The organism is Chryseobacterium sp. NG-CE01 (assembly GCF_055695505.1).
The window spans coordinates 4,170,132-4,189,839 of record NZ_CM146369.1; the positions used below are offsets into that span (position 1 = coordinate 4,170,132).

Genomic DNA, 19,708 nt, shown 5'->3' on the forward strand with positions numbered 1-19,708 from the left:
ATCATTTATCAATAATCAATTATAGAATAGAGATGTCAAAAAGAGATTATTACGAGGTTCTTGAGATCAGCAAATCTGCATCAGGCGACGAGATAAAGAAAGCATACCGTAAAATGGCCATCAAATATCACCCGGATAAAAATCCGGGCGACAAAGAGGCTGAAGAAAAGTTCAAAGAGGCTGCTGAAGCTTATGAAGTGCTGAGCGACGAACAGAAACGCGCGAGATACGACCAGTTCGGTCATGCCGGAGTGGGCGGAAACGGAGGTTTCGGCGGCGGCGGCTTTGGAGGCGGAATGAACATGGAAGATATTTTCAGTCAGTTTGGAGATATTTTCGGTGGCGGCTTCGGCGGATTTGGCGGCGGTGGCGGTGGACGTCAGCAGGTGAAAGGTTCCAATTTACGAATCCGAATCAAGCTGAACCTTGACGAAATGGTAAACGGAACGCAGAAGACCATCAAGGTAAAGAAAATGAAGTTAGCTGAAGGCGCAACTTCAAAAACCTGTCCGACCTGCGGCGGTTCAGGAGTTCAGCTGAAAGTTATGAATACGATGTTCGGGCAGATGCAGACACAGACTACCTGCGGAACCTGTCAGGGAATCGGTAAAGTAGCCGATAAAATACCGGCCGGAGCTAATGCACAGGGACTCGTTAAAGATGAAGAAGAAGTTACTATTAATATTCCTGCAGGAGCAAGAGACGGTATCCAGCTTAATGTGAGAGGAAAAGGGAATGATGCGCCTTTTGGCGGTATTCCGGGTGACCTTCTGGTGATCATTGAAGAGGAAGTTGATAAAACCATCAAAAGAGAAGGGGATAATCTTCATCAGGAACTGTATATTTCTTTTGCTGAAGCAGCCTTGGGAACAAAGAAAGAAGTACCAACCGTTGGCGGAAAAGTGAAAATTACCATCGATCCCGGAACACAGTCAGGTAAAATCCTGAGATTGGCAGGCAAAGGTCTGCCAAGCATCGACAGCTACGGAAAGGGCGATATGTTTATCCATATCAATGTTTGGACTCCACAAAAGCTTACTAAAGAACAGAAAGACTTCTTTGAAAGACAAATGGACAGCGGTGAAATGGTTGCAGAACCATCCGGAAAAGAAAAAACTTTTTTTGATAAAGTGAAAGACTTGTTCAATTAATATAAAAAAAGAGGCTTTAAGGCCTCTTTTTTTATTTAATAATTTTCAACATTTTTAATTATATTTTTGTTTTAAATTTAAAAAATAAACTAAAAACAAAAAAACAAAAGAAAAATGTTACCTCAAATTAAAGAAAACCAAAACGTCTATTTTGAAATTACAAACTTAAAACATGGAGGAATCGGATGGGAATTAGGATCTTGTTTATGGAGTCCAAAATTTAGCCGCAATTCTTACACTAGATCTTGGAAATTAATGGAAAGAGTAAATATAAATGATACTATAATACATCTTGTAAAAATCAAAAACAAATATCATTTCTATGGCATTTCTACAGCTAACTCTGAACTACTTGAAACGAATGAAGAACCACCATTATCCGAAGACTGGAGCAATAGAGGAATTTATCAAAGAATTAATATCACCAATTTTACAAAAGTTGAAGTCCCCTATCCAATCGATAAAATTTTTATCGAGTATCACCAAAGTTTAAAAGATATTCTTAAAAATAATAAAGGTGGACAATTCTATAATTTATATAGGGAAGAACTTAGAGTTGCACAAAAATATTTTGCTACATGTTCTCCAGAATTGTATAATGTTTTTGACTTGATTTCAAGATCAATTAGTTTTAAGCCCGAATTGGGTATAGAAAATAATATTAATGTACCAACTAAAAATGAACCACAGAGTCCAGATTACAATTCTGCAGGGCGTGTTAAAACAGTTATTTCAAGACTAATTAGGGATACTAAATTATCAAGATCAACTAAGTCTGAAAACAATTGGAAATGTCAAATATGTGGAAAAAGTATTCAACTGCCAAATGGGTTTTATTATTCTGAAGGTCATCATTTGAAACCATTAGGTGGAGAACATCAAGGACCAGACGCTAAGGGAAATATAATTATCCTTTGTCCTTATCACCATACTGAATTTGATTATGGAAGCATTGCCATAAATCCTGAGACAAATTTAATAGAGCATATTGATTCTAATAATCAATATCACCTTAAAGAATTAGCTTACAATCGAGAAAATCTAGGATCTGAATTCTTGCGATATCATTATAGTCTTATTTTTAACAAATCATAAATTTAGTTTCGGGGGGCGGCTTCTTCGAAGCCGCCCCCCGAAACTAAAGATTATAAAAATAAAATTAATTCCTTTTAAAAGCCAATGAATAAATCCCCTTCCCAGCTGTAAAAAGCGCTACCGCAAGCAATCCGCCACTTAAACCAAAGACAAGCTCTTTCAGAATAGAAGGCCAGGTTGGTAACAGGTGATGAAAATAATCGATTCTATGGGCAAAAATCCCTCCGGCAACGAGGATCAGTGCAATCGTACCAATGATTCCCAATGCTTTAATGACAATCGGTAATGATTTTACCAAAAGATGTCCCAGCTTTCCAAAGAATCCTTTATTATTGCTTTTTTTAATCAATTTGAATCCTGCATCGTCCATTCTTACGATTAACGCAACAATACCATATACCCCTACTGTTGCAATAAATGCGACAAGAGTAGTTACAAGAATCTGGGTGATGAAAGGGTGTTTTTCTTCTAAAACCGTTCCCAACGCAATAATCACAATTTCAACAGATAAAATAAAATCTGTTGTAATGGCTGATTTGATTTTGGATTTTTCAATTTCCTCCGGACTTTCGCCTTTTGGATTTTCAATTTCCTCTTCCACTTCATGTCCTTTTTTGTCACGGTGGAAAAGAAATTCAATTATTTTTTCCATTCCTTCAAAGGCGAGGTACAGTCCGCCGAGAATCAGCACATAATTAATTGCGGGAGGATATAACCAGTTCAATACAAATACAACAGGCAGAATAATGAGCTTATTAACGAAAGAGCCTTTGGTGATTGCCCACAATACGGGAAGCTCGCGGGATGAAAGAAATCCCGTTGCCTTTTCGGCATTTACGGCCAGGTCATCCCCCAGAATTCCTGCCGTTTTTTGAGTTGCAATCTTACTCGTTACCGCTACATCGTCCATCAGAGCTGCGATGTCGTCCAGAATAGCAAAAAATCCAGATGCCATATATTTTAATATTTTTTTAATAATTGTTAAACAAAAATAATTATTTAATTTGACTTGCTCTATGATGCATTCGCGTTTTAGAAAGAATTATTATCATTAATTTTAATAAAATTGATTGTGAGCATTTCAAAAAGATACGTAGCCAACTGCAAGATCAAATTATCATCTAACATTATCAACTTCCATGCAAAAGAAAAAGCGATGAAGTGTAAATCCCTTACGGATATTACTTTTGTAATTTTTATGTACCTTTAATTTATGAAAAAGCTGGTTCTAAAGTATCATTTTTTCGTCCTGGGATTAATCAGCTTTGTATTCCAATCGTGCAATACAAGATTCAGAGTCTGGGTGGGAACGAATAACGAACAGAAAATATACAATCTTAAATACGGTGAACATAAAAGGCAGAAAATGGATGTTTTCCTTCCTTCGGATTATCCTCAGGATGCACCCGTAGTTTTGCTCATTCACGGCGGCGCCTGGAAATACGGAAAGAAGGAGCATATGATCCACATTCAGAAAATGCTTTTTAACCACAATATTCCGAGCATCAATATAAATTACCGGCTGGTTTCAAAATCAAAAAAAATCACGTACCGGGAACAGCTGGAAGATATTAATGCCGTAATTACAAAGTTCAACAAACTGGCAGATAAAGCTGAACTACAGCCTGACAATTATATTCTTCTCGGCGAAAGTGCAGGCGGGCATCTTGCTTTGCTCTACGGATATCAGAATCCTGAACGGATTAAAAAGATTATCTCTATGAGTGCACCCACCGATTTTTATTCCCCGGAATATTTAAATTTATTTTATTCAAAATATTCATCTCCGACTGTTCAGGCCGTTGTAGGAGCGAAATTTCACAGGAAAAATATGTCGGAGGAATTCAGAAAAGCAAGTCCGATAGCCAATGTCTCCAATGTTCCCACTCTGATCTTTCAGGGAAATCAGGATTTTTTGGTGAATAAGCAACAGGGATTGGCTTTAGATTCCGTATTAACGGCACGAGACATTCCGCATAAACTTATCTTTATGAAAAATACGGGGCACGCTCCAAGGTTTTTTAACAAGAAAAAGAGAGACAGCATTATTTATCCGAATATCAGGGATTGGATAAGATCATGAGCAATGATTGATGATTAATGGTTGTTTGTTGATGGTTGATGGTTGACGACAATGGTGGATTGTTTTGAAATTGCATTTTTGCAGGCTTTTAGATTTTTAAAACATACTTCATAAAAAAGCCTGCTCATTAAGCAGGCCTGTATTATTTAATTTAATGAATTAATCTTCGTCTTCATCAAATTTATAATTTTCATATTTCGAAAAATCTTCTTTTTTGCCGAATAAAAACTTTAGGATTACCGGTACTGTAGTAATCAGAACAATAACGATAATTATCAGTTCCAGCTTTGTCTTAAGATCAATTCCAAATTCTTCCTGAAAGAGTTTATCTAGATAATGTCCTGCAAAAATCAAAAGGAAAGACCATAAAATTGCTCCGATGATGTTATCTCTTAAGAAATCTTTTTTATCCATCTTTACGATTCCGGCTACAATCGGTGTAAATGTTCTTACCACCGGAAGGAATCTTGCCATGATGATCGCCAACGCCCCATTTTTTTCAAAGAAATTGTGTGCCTGATATAGATATTTCTTTTTAAATAACCAGGTATCCTGCTTTTTGTATAAGGCAGATCCAGCCTTTCTTCCGAAATAATATCCCACTTCATTTCCTATGATTGCAGCAAGTGCTACAGAAGAAGCTAAAATTGTTGTATCTAAAAGATCGCTTCCCGTTGATCCAAAAGTTTCTGAAACAATTCTAACCGCATAAATTCCCGAAACAAAAAGAAGCGAGTCCCCCGGCAGGAAAAAACCTACAAAAAGACCTGTTTCAGCAAAAATAATAAACAGAATAAGCCAAAATCCTCCAAGTTTGATATAAAACTCAGGATTTAATAAATCTTTCCAACTATTGAAATCTTCCATACGTTTTGATAAGTAACAAAAATAGGATTAATAAACGTCATTCCGAAATTTATTATAAGATTTTAACGAAAATTAAACATCGGTTTTATAAGTCCATATCATCGTCTGAAACCGCGGTTCCATCGGCCATGAGAAATGCTTTCAGGAATGGGGTGAGATTTCCGTTCATGACCGAATCCACATCCGAAGTTTCATATCCGGAACGTACATCTTTTACCAATTTATAAGGATGCATTACGTAATTTCGGATCTGGCTTCCCCACTCGATTTTCATTTTGTTGGCTTCAATTTCATTTCTGGCCTTCATTCTTTCTTCGAGCTCCATTTCATATAACCTGGAACGAAGCAACTGCATCGCCTTCTCTTTGTTCTGAAGCTGTGAACGGGATTCGGAGTTTTCAATAATGATCCCTGTCGGCGCATGGCGTAAACGAACAGCTGTTTCCACCTTGTTGACGTTCTGCCCTCCCGCTCCGGACGACCTCATCGTTTCAAAGGAAATATCGGCAGGATTAATGTTGATTTCTATCGTATCATCTACCAAAGGATAAACATACACCGAAACGAAACTGGTATGTCTTTTAGCATTGGAATCAAAAGGTGAAATTCTTACCAGCCTGTGAACGCCGTTTTCTCCCCGAAGATATCCGAATGCAAATTCACCGTCAATTTCAAGCGTTACGGTTTTTACACCCGCAACATCGCCTTCCTGGTAGTTGAGTTCACGTATTTTGTAACCCTGCTTTTCCGCCCACATGGTGTACATTCTCATCAGCATGGAAGCCCAGTCGCAGCTTTCGGTTCCTCCGGCTCCGGCTGTAATCTGCAATACGGCGGAAAGCTCGTCGCCTTCATTAGAAAGCATATTCTTAAATTCAAGATCTTCGATCTTTTCTACCAGTTGGGGAAAGGTTTCATCAAGCTCTTTTTCAGAATCAGGATCTTCTTTGGCAAAATCCATCAGTACCTGAATGTCTTCAAACTGGGTATGGATCTCTTCGTAGGCTTCCACCCATTTTTTCTTGGAACGGAGCTGTTTCAGGAAAGCTTCTGCTTCCTTTGGGTTGTCCCAGAATTCCGGAGCGGCGGTTTTTTCGTCATCATTCGCAATTTCAATCTTCTTTTTGTCGATCTGAAGATATTTATGAAGGTCGTCGATTCTTGACTGAATTTCTTTTATCTGGTCGGTGTTTATCACGATTTTTTATTTTTGCAAAAATAAGAAATTTTTATTCCTTCTTTATGAATTCATACAATCTGAAGAATCTCTTATTTTTCTATTACTTATTGGGCCTTAAAAATTTTCATCAGCTCAGCTTTTGATTTTGTGCTTTCATACCTGAAACAAAAGAGGGTTAAAAAATAAATAAAAGCGAGCATTACTAAAGGCACAAATGAATCTATTGTAATTTCTGCTGTTGAAAAAACGGCAAACAGAAACGACAGCAAAACCATTGAACAGCAAAATATTACAAGTACAGTAACCATCATATCTAGCTGCATTTTAACTTCCACCTGTGTTGTGCGGCCGTCATTTCGTACTGTTCCTGTAATTTGAGGCAGAAAAGAGTTTCTATATTTTATGATCCTGCTGATCTTAAAAGTGTTTTCATCAATAAAGCCTTCATACTTTTTCAGAGGATTATCAGTCCGAAAAAAACGGATTTTTTTATCCTGAACGCAATCTGAAAGTTTTCCGAGAACTTCCTGTTCGGATAATTCGGTCTCATAAACCACTAATTCGAAGGGTAAATATTTCATTATGTGATAATTTGGAGTACACTATCCTTTTTCCTTACCTGTGTTTTTGTCTTCCTCCTCATTGTGAGCAAAACCGATGACCCTTCTCGGTTCCTCAACAGCTCTGTAAGAATCCAGCTCGGTTTTAAGGTCTTTCACCCTGTTCTGAAACTGGTCAAAATTATTGACAATGACATCCGCCAAAAATCGGGCAATCTGATCCAGATATTCTTTGGTCAGCTTTCCTGCAGCATCTCGTAAAGCGGCTTTCAGGAGATTCTGATCGATCTTAAGATTTTCATTTCTGGTTTTATGATACAGATTTTTAATTCTTTTCTTGAGGCTTTGTGTAAAATCGATCAGCATGGTGTTGCTGAAAACCTTCATCTGGGAAGAGATTTCGTACCAGAAAGGAATTTTATCGGCTTTGTTATTTTTTAAAATTTTAAACAAAAGAGAATCACTTTCCAGGTTTCTGGTCATGGCGTAAAGGATTATTTCTGATCTTTCTGCGAGGTTGGGCGGAAAAACAGGAATCATGACATCAAATCTTCCCGGAGCCAGGATTTCTTCGTCGATTTCAGAAACCGAATTGGCAGAACCCACCATCAGCAGTTTTTCCTGCTCAAATTTCGAAATATAATGCAAAATAATCTCCTGGGTTTCAAGATTGCAGGAAGTCACGTTGTTTTCGGCTTTTCTGGCCATCATAATATTATCAAAGTCTTCCAGGAACAGCAGTACTTTTTCTTCTTTCATCATGGCAACAAGGAAATCATTAAAATTTGTACGGTTCCCGTCCACAAAGGAAGTTCCGAGATAATGTTTTTTCACTTCTTTAAATTGATACCCGATAATTTCTGCGATTTTGGTAGCCCAGAAAATTTTCCCGCTTCCAGGAGGACCGTATAAAATAATTCCCGCAGGCTTATTGATTCCCCAGTCTTTGATCTGCTGCGGATTAAGAAAAGGCTCCAAGATACCGGAAATATAGAAAAATAAGTCTCTGTATCCTATAAAATCTCTTTTCTGAAGACTGGTTTTATGCCCGAAGTAATCATAAACGAATTTATAATTCCCTCCCAGCCTGTTATCGATCCCGTAGCTGGAAACGGAAGATTTGAAGAAGCCGTTATCAAAAATATTGGGATCTGCTTCTTTGATTGCCTTTTCTACTTTTTCTTTAGGCTGATTGATCTTTTCGGCGATTTGCTCAAGGGTTTTTGCCTTGTCGAGGTCTTTTTCGTAAAGCCTTAAAAACTCTATATTTTCACGGGCAAACTTTTCAAAGTCTTTTTTTATTTCAAAATTGGTACTGATACATTCTGCAAGATCAAGATCAAAATCCTGAATGAACTGTTTTATTGCTTCTGCCGAAACGTTCAGTTCTTTTGCCAAATCAATTAATTTCATAACGATACATTAATGCTAAACTGTTTTAAACTTATTTTAACCACAATGACAATAATTTTCTGAATCTATTGAATCCGTCGAACTTTCGGTGTGGTAAAATTTAAATTGTTTTAAACAGATTTAATACCAAAAATAGCGTATTTGAAATTAAATTTAAATTGATTTATCGTAATTTCTGTAACAATTCAATATTTATATAGACTACTACTATGTAAAACAAATTACATGGAAAAAGTTTTGTCAGTAAAGAATTTGACTAAAAAATTCAAGAGAATCGTTGTAAACAATATCTCTTTCGACGTCGAGAAAGGTAATGTTTATGGCCTTTTGGGCCCTAACGGAAGCGGAAAATCCACAACCTTCGGTATGTTGCTCTCCACCATTAATCCTACAAGCGGAGAATGGTACTGGTTTGGTAAAAAAGGAACTGATCCCGATACGCTGAAAAGAATCGGCGCTATTATCGAGCAGCCGAATTTTTATCCGTACCTGAGTGCGGAAACGAATCTTAAAATTGTGGCCGAGATCAAGGGAACGCCATATCACAGAATTGATGAGGTTCTTAAGACGGTAGGCTTACTTGAAAGAAAAAAGGACACCTTCAAAACCTTTTCACTGGGCATGAAGCAGCGTCTGGCGATTGCTTCTGCGATGCTGAACAATCCTGACGTGATGATCCTGGATGAACCAACCAATGGTCTCGATCCTGAAGGAATTATCCAGATCCGTGAAATCATCAGCAATATTGCAAAACAGGGAATCACGATTATAATTGCAAGCCATCTTTTGGATGAGATCGAAAAAATCTGCAGCCATGTGATTGTACTGAAAGAAGGAAATTCCATTTATAGCGGAAGGGTGGATGAAATGACTGCCAATAATGGTTATTTTGAACTGAAAGCAGACAACAACACATTGCTTCTGAATGCGTTAAATTCGCTTGGGTGGTTTACAGCCGTTCATCCGGAGGGAGATCTTCTGAAAGCCCAGATCCGTGATGATGCTTCTATTTCTGCTTCTTCTTTAAATCAGAAGCTGGCCGAACAGGGAATATTTCTTTCTCATTTAACCAAGAAAAAAATGTCTCTTGAATCTCAATTCCTTGAACTTGTAAAAAACACGAACTAATCATGATCAAATTATTAAAACTAGAATATTATAAAAATCTGAATTACAAACCGTTCAAGATTTTTACCATCCTTTATTTTGCAATTCTTATTGCATTGCTTTTTATAGGACTTATTGACTTCGACCTTTTCGGGGGAACCATCAATCTTAAAGAACAGGGCATTTATAATTTTCCCGGAATATGGAACTTTACGACGTGGATTGTTGCATTGCTGAAAATATTCCTGGGTCTGATTATCGTTTTTTCGATTTCACAGGAGTTCAGCAACCGCATGTTTAAGCAGAATACAATTGACGGATTAAGCAGAAAGGAATTTATTTTCTCAAAATTGCTAACGATCAGCTTTTTTACTATTGTTTCAACAATTATCGTTTTTGGAATTACAATCTTCCTGGGATATAAATATTCTGATACTACGGAATCTGCCAAGGTTTTTGAAGAGATCTTTTTTATCGGAAATTATTTTGTAAAACTGTTCACTTTCTTTTGTTTTTTAATGTTTCTCTCTGTTTTATTGAGAAAGTCGGTTTTTGTTTTTCTCGCACTTTTTGTCTTCTGGATAGGAGAAGCGATTTTATCAGGAGTAGAAGTTTTTATGAAAGTACGCGGACTGCAGGAAGCTCAAAGAAATGCAGTACTTCAGAATGATTTCTTTATTACCCATCTTTTGCCACTGGAAAGTATGTCCAGCCTGATTCCGAATCCGATAATGAGGCTGAAAATGGCAAAAATGATAGGCCTTAAATACGAGTTCCACTATCCTACGGAAAGCTTAATTGCCTGTTTGGTTTGGTGCGGTATTTTTATTTTCGGATCGTACTGGATTTTAAGAAAGAGAGACTGGTAATTATTGATTCAAGGTTCAAGATTTAAAGTTTAAAGTTTAAAGTTTAAAGTTTAAAGTTTAAAGTTTAAAGTTAGAATTTATTCATTACATAATAAAGTGATCCGTTTTTCGGGTCACTTTTTTTATTTTTATTGAAGTTTTATTTTATATTTAATAAAATTAATCCCATGAAGAGAATATATTACGTGCCCGGACTCATCAGCGCTTTGCTGATTCCGGTTTTGTTTTGGTTTTACGGGAGCCAAAGAACTCATGAACCATACACCGTGATGGATCTGGGACTTCCCGCAAAAGTAAACAAAGGAGGGGAAAATTCATTGAATACTTTTGAACCCTACCGAAAATGGAATTATAAAAAAATTATTGTTCAGCCTAACACCGCTCTTCAAAATCAACAATATTACGTTTCTGAATTGCAACAGCTTCAGGCAAGAAATGAAAAGGAAACTGGAATTGAATTTGTGATCGGAAATAAAAATAATTATCAGGATTTTATTGCCTTAATTGATGCCATGAAGCTGGCAAAGCAGGAAACCTACGGAGTAGACGTGGAGAAAACCAATCATTTCTTTGCGGTCCATATGTACAAAGATCCGAACGCTGTAGAGAGAGAATATATTTGTGGAGGCGTTGTAGGGGGCGAGAATTATGAAGAGAAAATTGCATTGAATTTTCTTAAACCTGAGACCTTCATCAATCATGTTCCCAACCAAACTTATTACATCATCTTTGGGTTTTTGTTATTCTTAAATATTTCAATGTTTAGCATTAAAGAAAATCTTCAACTCAAAAAAAAATTTGCATGAAAAAGATATATTATTTCCCCGGGCTTATCAGCGCTTTGATTGTACCTGTTTTATTTTGGTACTATATTAATCCCTACATTGATAAAACTAAATATAATGTAGTTGATATTTGGCTTCCCCCAAAATTAACAGGAGATAAAATCAATAGTACTCTTAGTTTTGAATCCGTACGAAACTGGGATTATAAAAAAATAAAAGTTGATCCTTCAAAAGCTAAAGAAAATTCGAAATTTTATGTTTCGGAAATTAAGTCACTTCAAAAACGCAATGAAAAAGATACCGGAATAGAATTTATTTTAGAAAACAATAATACGTACGGTGACTTTGTTTCTTTACTAAATGATATGGCCATTGCAAAACATGAAACGTATGCCTTAGATCTGGAAAAAACAGGACATTTATTTGCCACGGTAAATTACATGGATCCCAAAGCGGAAAAATTTGAAGAAATGGATTGTCTTCTGTGTAATGACGTGATCGATAATTTTTATGAACCGACTTTTTCTGATAAAATTTACGATTTTATTAACCGTCAATATTATCAGACAGTTTTTGAAAATGTTTCTAAACTCCCAAAAGGAGCTTACTACATCATGTTTGGATTTTTGCTGTTCTTAAATATTTCCATGCTCAGCATTAAGGAAAGGTTTCAGATCCAAAGATTCCGTTTCGTATAATGAATCCTTTTAAAAAAATGGGAAGATGTATTTTACCGCAAAGTTTATCATAATTAGCATTTTTATTTCAGGATCAAAGAATAATCAACAAGTTGATCTGATAAAGCTCATGATTGAATTGCACTAACTATATCTGTTATATACATTTAAAGTCTGCGTAATCCGTGAAATCTGTGGGATATTTTATTTCGGAAGCTATACTATTTGTTTTATAGATTCTTCACTGCGATAAGTTAAGAATGACATTTTTCAAAAATAAAATAAAGAGAAAGGACTGCCTTTCGGCAGCCCCCTCAATCACTTCACTTAAAATACTATTTTTTATCTTTTTCAAGAAGAGCAATATACTCTCCGTACCCTTTTTCTTTCATTTCCGCTTTCGGGATAAACTTCAGGGAAGCACTGTTGATACAGTAACGAAGTCCGCCTTTGTCCGCAGGGCCATCATTGAAAACGTGTCCCAAATGCGCATCTCCGGTTTTACTTCTTACCTCTACCCTTGTCATTCCGTGTGAACGGTCCAGCTTTTCATCGATGAGTTGTTTTGTGATCGGTTTTGAGAAACTTGGCCATCCACATCCGGATTCAAATTTATCAGTAGAGATAAACAAAGGCTCTCCGGTAGTGATATCCACATAAATTCCTTCACGCGTTTCGTCCCAGTATTCATTTTGGAAAGCGCGCTCCGTACCATTTTCCTGGGTTACATTATATTGTTCGGCAGTCAGTTTTTCTTTTAAAACTTTTTTATCCTGCTTCTGATATTTGGTTTCTTTTTTCTTAGGAGGGTTTGCATTTCTTGCCATTTCAAATAATCCCGGTTCAATGTGGCAGTAACCTCCCGGATTTTTATCCAGGTAATCCTGATGGTAGTCTTCTGCTTTATAAAAGTTCTTCAACGGAATCGTTTCTACCAGCACAGGCTTGCTGTAATTTTTAGCCAGTCTCGCCACTTCGGCTTTTACAATAGCTTCCGTTTCTTTGTCAGTAGAGTAAATTCCTGTTCTGTACTGATCTCCCCTGTCATTTCCCTGCTTGTTTAAACTTGTAGGATCAATGGTTTTGAAGTAAAGATCAATTAACAGCTTAAGGTCTACTTCTTCAGGATCGTATTTTACTTTTACCGTTTCTGCAAAACCTGTAGTATGGCTTACAACTTCTTCATAAGTAGGATTTTCTTTATTCCCATTCGCATATCCCACTTCAGTTCCGACGACACCTCTAATCTGTTGAAAAAAATGTTCTGTTCCCCAAAAGCATCCTCCTGCAAAATACACTTCTTTTAAATTTCTATTGTCCATAATGGTCTCATTTTCTTTTTTTGTTTCAGCGGACTTCATTTTTTTTGAATCTCCGCAGCTTGTTGCAAATACTGCTATTCCCAGCACCACGCCGAGTAAAATCAATATGTTCTTCATTTTTATATTTTTTTTCATTTTTTCAGATCTAAAATCATTAAACCAAATCCTAAAAGCATCACATCTTTTACAATAAAGAAATCGGTTACCGGAATTCCGTCGACTGTTTTCCAGATTCCGGGGGTTGTAAATAGATAGCTCAATGTTATCAGGAAGGTAATAATCATTCCGGCTGCGGCATACTTTCTCAGTGATGCAAATTTCGCACTAAACAGCAGAAGTACAGCAATGATAATTTCTATCACTCCGATAGTATCAGACACTGCCTGAACGCTTACAATATCATATACGAAAAAAGTAAGGAAGTGGTTTTCCACTAAAGGTTTTATGGCATTTGCTTCTGTTGGGGTAAATTTGAAGATTCCGATCCAGAGCAGAATTACAGCGGCTCCGAAAAGCGAAATATAATATCCGGCCTTCCCGACGAGGTTATTGTTGTCAATTTTAAGTACAGTTCCGTTCATTTTTTTAAGATTTTGATTGAATACTTTATTGTCTTCCAGGATATAGTCGGAATGTTTTCATAATCCTGACAATTTATTTTATGAAATATCAATATTGTAGGCATTTTCTCTTTAAAACCCTGAATTTCAGAATCATTAATTTTCAACAGTATGCGCTCCGATGGCCATCCTGCTAAGCATAAACTGTTTCAGGATTATGATAAACTATATCGGGATGCATGACAAATCTTTTGGGAAACTGCAAAAACAAGTATACATTGATCTGATATTTACAACTCATTATTCAGGATTTTGTACTTCAATTGATAATGATGACTGCAGCCTAGCCCCGATTGCAGTGAAAATCCCGGAATGGAGCGTGTTAGCCAAAGGCCAGGCTTACGCCCGGCCTTTGGCTAACACGCGAAATGAGGAATTGCAACGGAAAGCGGGAAACAGCTCCTGAAAAATGTTCAGATTATTAAAACATTCTTCGCAAAAGTGTCAAATATTTCAACCTAAATCCCCCAAAAATCTTAAATTTGCATCTTATCAAAAATGTAAAAAGCAAAGCAACATAAATTATGACATCACAAGAGATTCGTCAAAAATTTTTAGATTATTTTAAAAGCAAAGGCCACCTCATCGTTCCTTCAGCACCAATTGTTCTGAAAGACGACCCTACCCTTATGTTTTCCAATTCGGGGATGACGCAGTTCAAGGATTTTTTCCTGGGCTACAAGACTCCTACTGCACCGAGAATTGCCGATACCCAGAAGTGTCTGCGGGTTTCCGGGAAACATAATGACCTGGATGATGTGGGCCGTGATACGTACCACCACACCATGTTTGAAATGTTGGGGAACTGGTCTTTCGGGGATTATTTTAAAAAAGATGCTATTGCTTTTGCCTGGGAATTGCTGACGGAAGTGTACGGAATTCCTAAAGAAAACCTGTATGTAACGATTTTTGAAGGAGACGCTTCCGAGAATCTTGACAGAGACCAGGATGCTTATGATTTCTGGAAATCCCACATTTCCGAAGACAGAATTATCAATGGAAATAAAAAAGATAATTTCTGGGAAATGGGTGAAAGCGGACCGTGCGGGCCGTGTTCGGAAATTCATGTGGATTTGAGAACTGAGGAAGAGAAAGCTAAAGTTTCTGGATTAGAACTGGTGAATAACGATCATCCGCAGGTGGTGGAAGTGTGGAACCTGGTTTTTATGGAATTTAACAGGAAAGCGGATAAAAGCCTTGAAAAGCTTCCTGCACAGCATGTGGATACAGGAATGGGCTTTGAGCGTCTTTGTATGGCGCTTCAGGGTAAATCTTCCAATTACGATACTGATGTTTTCACGCCTTTAATTGCTAAAGTGGAAGAACTTTCAGGAAAAAAATACACCGGGATTTTAGAAGACGAAAAAGATATCGCCATCCGCGTGGTGGTAGACCATATCAGAGCGGTTTCTTTTGCAATTGCCGACGGGCAGCTGCCTTCCAACGGAGGAGCAGGTTATGTGATCAGAAGGATTTTGAGAAGGGGAATTTCCTATTCTTACCGTTTCTTAGGAATGAAAGAACCTTTCCTTTATCAATTGGTTGCTGTTTTACAGGAGCAGATGGGTACATTCTTCCCTGAACTTGAAAAACAAGGAAAACTTGTTTCTGAGGTGATTAAAAGTGAGGAGGAATCTTTTTTAAGAACCATTGAAAACGGACTGATCCGGGTTGAAAAATTAATTCAGCAGACGATTGCCAATAATGCGAAGGTTTTGCCAACGGAAGAAGTTTTTGAATTGTATGATACGTATGGTTTCCCGGACGATCTTACCAGAATCATTGCGGAAGAAAAGGGTTTAACAATTGACCAGGAAGGATTTAAACACGCTTTAAATGAACAGAAACAGCGTTCAAAGGCCGATTCTGCTCAGAAAGTCTATGACTGGGTAACATTAGAAGAAAAACCTGAAAACTTCGTAGGTTATGATCAATTTGAATCTGAAACCTATATTACCAGATACCGGAAAGTAGAAAATAAAGACGGAGAATTTTACCAGGTGGTTTTAAGCGAATCTCCTTTCTATCCGGAAGGCGGTGGCCAGGTTGGAGATAAAGGAATCCTGGAAAACGCTGTAGAAAGCTTTGAGGTATTAGAAACAAAGAAGGAAAACGGACTGATTATTTCTTTAATCAACGGTCTTCCGAAAGATGCGGGCGCTGTTTTCTATGCTAAAGTAAATGCAACGGAAAGAAAAAATTCCCAGGCCAACCATTCGGTAACGCACTTACTGCATGAAGCGCTTAGAGAAGTTCTGGGAACTCACGTAGAGCAGAAAGGATCTTTTGTTGGTCCGGATTACCTGCGTTTCGACTTCTCTCATTTCAATAAAATGACGGAGGAGGAATTAGCCTTAGTAGAAGAAAAGGTTAATGCCAGGATCAAGGAAAATATTGCTTTACAGGAATTCAGAAACATTCCGATTCGGGAAGCTCTGGACAGAGGCGCCATGGCTTTGTTCGGCGAAAAGTATGGGGACAGTGTAAGAATGATCCAGTTTGGAACTTCTATGGAACTTTGTGGAGGAACCCATGTGAAAAGCACCAGCGAAATCGGACATTTCAAAATCATTTCGGAAAGTTCCGCAGCCGCAGGAATCAGAAGAATTGAAGCGATTTCTGGAGATAAGGCTGAAGAATATTTCAAAAATCTTGAAAAGCAGATTGCTGAGCTTTCACAGTTGCTGAAATCAAAAGATGTCGTACGTTCTATTGAGAAATTAATGGAGGAGAATGCAACATTGAGGGCTGAAGTAGATGCGATGAAGAAGGAAAAAGCCAAAGGAGAAATTGGCAACTGGAAAGGAGCTTACGAGCAAAAAGGCGATAAATTACTTCTGGTAAAAAGAACTTCTCTGGATGCCGGTTCGGTAAAAGACATCGTCTTCCAGTTAAAGAAAGAGATCCCGACTTCCATTACGATTATTCTGTCCGACGCAGACGGAAAACCAATGATTACCGTTGGCGTTTCTGATGATTTAGCCGGAATTTATCAGGCAGGAGCATTGATTAAAGATTTGGCTAAAGAAATCCAGGGCGGCGGCGGTGGAAATCCGGGCTTTGCCACAGCAGGAGGAAAAAATCTTGAAGGACTGGAAAATGCCTATCAGAAAGCGTTGAATCTATAAGAGAATATTTTTAATAAAATTTAAATAATAATCATCCCTTTCAGTTTTGAAAGGGGTGATTTTGTTACACGTCACTTCGGGTAGCTTTGAAAAAGCGTATCGAGAAGTTATTGCTATAAGTCTTTTTATTTACTCGTTCTCGATACATTTTTCTCCGCTCTGCTGCGAAAAACACTCGAACTGACGTAGGAATAATTCTTATTGATATCGTACCCAACGTCACTTCGAGTAGCTTTGAAAAAGCGTATCGAGAAGTACCTCCACCAGTTTTTTTCATTCACAAGTTCTCGATACATTTTTCTCCGCTGCGCTGCAAAAAACACTCGAACTGACGGAGTATTGATTATTATGACATTATGCTCAACGTCACTTCGAGTAGCTTTTGAAAAAGCGTATTGAGAAGTACTTCCACCAGTCTGTTCATTCACAGGTTCTCGATACATTTTTCTCCGCTGCGCTGCAAAAAACACTCGAACTGACGGAGTATTGATTATTATGACATTATGCTCAACGTCACTTCGAGTAGCTTTTGAAAAAAGCGTATCGAGAAGTTACTTCCATCAGTCTGTTCATTCACAGGTTCTCGATACATTTTTCTCCGCTGCACTGCGAAAAACACTCGAACTGACGAAATATTGATTATTATGACATTATGCTCAACGTCACTTCGAGTAGCTTTGAAAAAGCGTATCGAGAAGTTACTTCCACCAGTCTTTCCATTCACAGGTTCTCGATACATTTTTCTCCGCTGCGCTGCGAAAAACACTCCTTTAGATTTGTAAAAAGAAATTAATACATTTATTAACAAGAGAAAAGTGTTTAAGTAAACTAATATCTACTCAGAGAAAAACTCATAGTTCGATTGAGACTTAAACACTTTCTTATCAAAAACTCAGATAGAAATTAGGGATTGGAGCCCATTATTAAGGAGTTGAGATGATGATAAGTTTCTCTTTATTAATCAAAACAAATTTATGGAAAAAGTTTTTATTGGAATTGACATTAGTAAGCTAACTCTGGATGTTTTTGTTAACAGTTGCTCTAAAACACAACATTATCAAATTGAAAATTGTTCAAAAGCGATTAAAAAGTTTTTTAAAAGCTTCTCCAATGATGCAAATACCGTTGTAGGCATGGAAAATACCGGAAGATACAATTTTGAACTTTACGAAGTTTTAAGTAGTACGAACATACCGGTTTTTGTTATAAACCCACTTCATTTAAAGAAAAGCATCGGTCTTTTAAGAGGTAAAAACGATAAATTAGACAGTCAAAGAATCTGTGCGTTTTTGGAAAAAAATTACATGGATCTACAACCTTGGGTTCCTAAATCCTTGGATATTCAAAAAATAAGCTTACTTAATACGGAACGCAGACACAGAGTGAAAATAAGAGCAGGTTTATTGAGACAGATGAAAGATTTAAGCTTTCTTAAAAATCATGCAGATAAAGAAATTATAAAGCTTAACAAGCAATTGATTTTACTTTTAGATAAACAGATTAAAACAATTGAAAAAAAGATGGTAGAGATCATTGAGTCAAATACAGAACTGAAGGATCAATATATAAGAATCCAGACCGTTCCAGGTGTTGGGAAAGTGTTGGCTACTATGCTCATTGTTAAGACCAATGGTTTTACAGAAATTCAATCGGCAAGGAAGATGGCTTGCTATTCTGGTGTTGTTCCATTTGATCATCGCTCCGGTTCGTCAATTTATTATAAACCCAGGGTCTCTACAATGGCTGATAAAGAACTAAAAAAGATCTTACACTTAGCTGCTCTGAGTTCCATAAGATTAAAGAATGATCTCGCTTTATATTTTCAAAGAAAAGTTTTAGAAGGGAAGAATAAGATGTCTGTTTTAAATGCAATTAGAAATAAAATCATACACAGAGTTTATGCTTTGATAAAAAATAATTCTGTGTATGAAAATAATTTGCAGATGTCATAGAAATCGAACTGACGGGAGACTTTTCATACAGGATTCACAGGCGGAACTTCCGGTAAGCCGCTTGGGGTGTCATAGATAATGTAGTCGTTATATTTCGCTTCATTTATTTCATAGAAAATATCCTGACCTGTTCCTGCATATTTGGTAAGCAGCTGGTAAAGTTTATTCAGAGCTTCAATACGTCCTTCGGTAGCGACATCCCTATCGGAAATACCCTGAGCCTGTGCATCAATCGCGAGATCCAGTGCCTCCCGCTGGGCAACGAGGGTATTGATTTTATCTGAAGTAAGTCCTTCATCCGAAAGCTCGGTAAGATATTTCTGAGCTGTGGCAGTCATTATTTTAGCGGTACGAACGATTTCCGCATCACTTTGCTGACTGATTGCAGCATTGCCAAACTCCTTATATTTGGCAGCATACAGTCCGAAAACATTTTCGGCCATATTGAAAATACTGCGCATGGTCTTTTCAAGGGCATCTCTGGCGGCATCTTTTTTTTCGGTGAGATTCATTTTGATGGCTTCCAGCTGTTCATCTTTGGGGAAATCATCTACCGCGTTTCGTGCGGCCATCAGTTCAGTCCTTTTTTCAGCGTTGTAGCCACGGTCAGTAAATTCGGCGATATCTCTGTCGATTAAAGCGATTAATTCATCTGCTTTTTGTTTCAGGACAGCATCTGCCAGATTAAAATCACGTTTTACCTGATCTTTTTTCATAATGGTATTGATTATTTGTGTTTAAAAATATAATTGAAGTCTAATGTATATGGATTGCTGAATACATTCATTTCCTTAAAAACGGCTGTAAAGCACTGTAAAATAACAAATTGTACTTGATTGCCTCTTCGGAGTGGTTGATCGCTTCTTCGGAACGGTTGATTTTGTCTTCGGAATGCTTGA

18 protein-coding genes are annotated in these 19,708 nt (G+C 37.3%); 10 read left to right on the forward strand and 8 right to left on the reverse strand.

Annotated elements, in window-relative coordinates:
* Positions 1 to 32 precede the first annotated feature (32 nt).
* Together dnaJ and ACYT6F_RS19035 are read left to right on the forward strand one after the other, a co-directional pair.
* Positions 33 to 1,151, forward strand: coding sequence for a molecular chaperone DnaJ (dnaJ, locus tag ACYT6F_RS19030; RefSeq protein ID WP_472599178.1), 1,119 nt, complete (start codon positions 33 to 35; stop codon positions 1,149 to 1,151).
* A 114-nt stretch (positions 1,152 to 1,265) separates the two neighbouring features.
* Positions 1,266 to 2,246, forward strand: a complete 981-nt coding sequence (locus ACYT6F_RS19035; protein WP_472599179.1) for an HNH endonuclease — start codon at positions 1,266 to 1,268, stop codon at positions 2,244 to 2,246.
* A gap of 64 nt (positions 2,247 to 2,310) precedes the next feature.
* Here the strand turns inward: ACYT6F_RS19035 and ACYT6F_RS19040 are convergent, their stop codons facing one another.
* Positions 2,311 to 3,201 carry a DUF808 domain-containing protein gene (locus tag ACYT6F_RS19040; protein ID WP_472599180.1) on the reverse strand — a complete coding sequence of 297 codons (891 nt, stop codon included), beginning with the start codon at positions 3,199 to 3,201 and terminating at the stop codon, positions 2,311 to 2,313.
* A gap of 258 nt (positions 3,202 to 3,459) precedes the next feature.
* Between ACYT6F_RS19040 and ACYT6F_RS19045 the strand changes: the two genes are divergently transcribed.
* Positions 3,460 to 4,329, forward strand: coding sequence for an alpha/beta hydrolase (locus ACYT6F_RS19045; protein WP_472599181.1), 870 nt, complete (start codon positions 3,460 to 3,462; stop codon positions 4,327 to 4,329).
* 159 nt (positions 4,330 to 4,488) lie between these two features.
* Here ACYT6F_RS19045 and ACYT6F_RS19050 read toward each other — a convergent pair whose 3' ends face one another.
* From ACYT6F_RS19050 to ACYT6F_RS19065, 4 genes are all read right to left on the reverse strand, one after another.
* Positions 4,489 to 5,196: a DedA family protein gene (locus ACYT6F_RS19050; RefSeq protein ID WP_472599183.1), complete on the reverse strand. Its 708-nt coding sequence runs from the start codon at positions 5,194 to 5,196 to the stop codon at positions 4,489 to 4,491.
* A gap of 85 nt (positions 5,197 to 5,281) precedes the next feature.
* The gene (prfB, locus tag ACYT6F_RS19055) at positions 5,282 to 6,394 is read right to left on the reverse strand and encodes a peptide chain release factor 2 (RefSeq protein ID WP_472599184.1); all 1,113 of its coding nucleotides are present in this window, start codon (positions 6,392 to 6,394) and stop codon (positions 5,282 to 5,284) included.
* 86 nt (positions 6,395 to 6,480) lie between these two features.
* Positions 6,481 to 6,957, reverse strand: coding sequence for a hypothetical protein (locus tag ACYT6F_RS19060; RefSeq protein ID WP_472599185.1), 477 nt, complete (start codon positions 6,955 to 6,957; stop codon positions 6,481 to 6,483).
* 21 nt (positions 6,958 to 6,978) lie between these two features.
* On the reverse strand, positions 6,979 to 8,349 hold the full coding sequence (locus ACYT6F_RS19065) for an AAA family ATPase (protein WP_472599186.1): 1,371 nt from the start codon (positions 8,347 to 8,349) through the stop codon (positions 6,979 to 6,981).
* A 225-nt stretch (positions 8,350 to 8,574) separates the two neighbouring features.
* Between ACYT6F_RS19065 and ACYT6F_RS19070 the strand changes: the two genes are divergently transcribed.
* The 4 genes from ACYT6F_RS19070 to ACYT6F_RS19085 all read left to right on the forward strand — a co-directional run bounded on the left by ACYT6F_RS19070 (position 8,575) and on the right by ACYT6F_RS19085 (position 11,808).
* Positions 8,575 to 9,477: an ABC transporter ATP-binding protein gene (locus tag ACYT6F_RS19070; protein WP_472599187.1), complete on the forward strand. Its 903-nt coding sequence runs from the start codon at positions 8,575 to 8,577 to the stop codon at positions 9,475 to 9,477.
* A gap of 2 nt (positions 9,478 to 9,479) precedes the next feature.
* A complete protein-coding gene (locus ACYT6F_RS19075) occupies positions 9,480 to 10,325 on the forward strand; it encodes an ABC transporter permease (RefSeq protein WP_472599188.1) in 846 nt (281 codons plus the stop codon).
* Between the two features lie 167 nt (positions 10,326 to 10,492).
* The gene (locus ACYT6F_RS19080; RefSeq protein ID WP_472599189.1) at positions 10,493 to 11,131 is read left to right on the forward strand and encodes a hypothetical protein; all 639 of its coding nucleotides are present in this window, start codon (positions 10,493 to 10,495) and stop codon (positions 11,129 to 11,131) included.
* Positions 11,128 to 11,808, forward strand: a complete 681-nt coding sequence (locus ACYT6F_RS19085) for a hypothetical protein (RefSeq protein WP_472599190.1) — start codon at positions 11,128 to 11,130, stop codon at positions 11,806 to 11,808. Before ACYT6F_RS19080 ends, ACYT6F_RS19085 begins: the two co-directional genes overlap by 4 nt.
* Before the next feature lie 314 nt (positions 11,809 to 12,122).
* Here ACYT6F_RS19085 and msrB read toward each other — a convergent pair whose 3' ends face one another.
* Entirely contained in the window at positions 12,123 to 13,226 is a 1,104-nt protein-coding gene (gene msrB, locus ACYT6F_RS19090; RefSeq protein WP_472599191.1) for a peptide-methionine (R)-S-oxide reductase MsrB, read from the reverse strand.
* 14 nt (positions 13,227 to 13,240) lie between these two features.
* Complete coding sequence (locus ACYT6F_RS19095; RefSeq protein WP_472599192.1) at positions 13,241 to 13,690, reverse strand: DUF417 family protein; 450 nt, start codon at positions 13,688 to 13,690, stop codon at positions 13,241 to 13,243.
* A 196-nt stretch (positions 13,691 to 13,886) separates the two neighbouring features.
* Between ACYT6F_RS19095 and ACYT6F_RS19100 the strand changes: the two genes are divergently transcribed.
* The 3 genes from ACYT6F_RS19100 to ACYT6F_RS19110 all read left to right on the forward strand — a co-directional run bounded on the left by ACYT6F_RS19100 (position 13,887) and on the right by ACYT6F_RS19110 (position 18,809).
* A complete protein-coding gene (locus tag ACYT6F_RS19100; protein ID WP_472599193.1) occupies positions 13,887 to 14,135 on the forward strand; it encodes a hypothetical protein in 249 nt (82 codons plus the stop codon).
* A gap of 118 nt (positions 14,136 to 14,253) precedes the next feature.
* Positions 14,254 to 16,857, forward strand: coding sequence for an alanine--tRNA ligase (gene alaS / locus ACYT6F_RS19105; protein ID WP_472599194.1), 2,604 nt, complete (start codon positions 14,254 to 14,256; stop codon positions 16,855 to 16,857).
* A gap of 974 nt (positions 16,858 to 17,831) precedes the next feature.
* On the forward strand, positions 17,832 to 18,809 hold the full coding sequence (locus ACYT6F_RS19110; protein WP_472597785.1) for an IS110 family RNA-guided transposase: 978 nt from the start codon (positions 17,832 to 17,834) through the stop codon (positions 18,807 to 18,809).
* Between the two features lie 23 nt (positions 18,810 to 18,832).
* On the opposite strand, the gene ACYT6F_RS19115 is transcribed toward ACYT6F_RS19110, so the two are convergent.
* The gene (locus ACYT6F_RS19115) at positions 18,833 to 19,525 is read right to left on the reverse strand and encodes a hypothetical protein (protein WP_472599195.1); all 693 of its coding nucleotides are present in this window, start codon (positions 19,523 to 19,525) and stop codon (positions 18,833 to 18,835) included.
* Positions 19,526 to 19,708 lie beyond the last annotated feature (183 nt).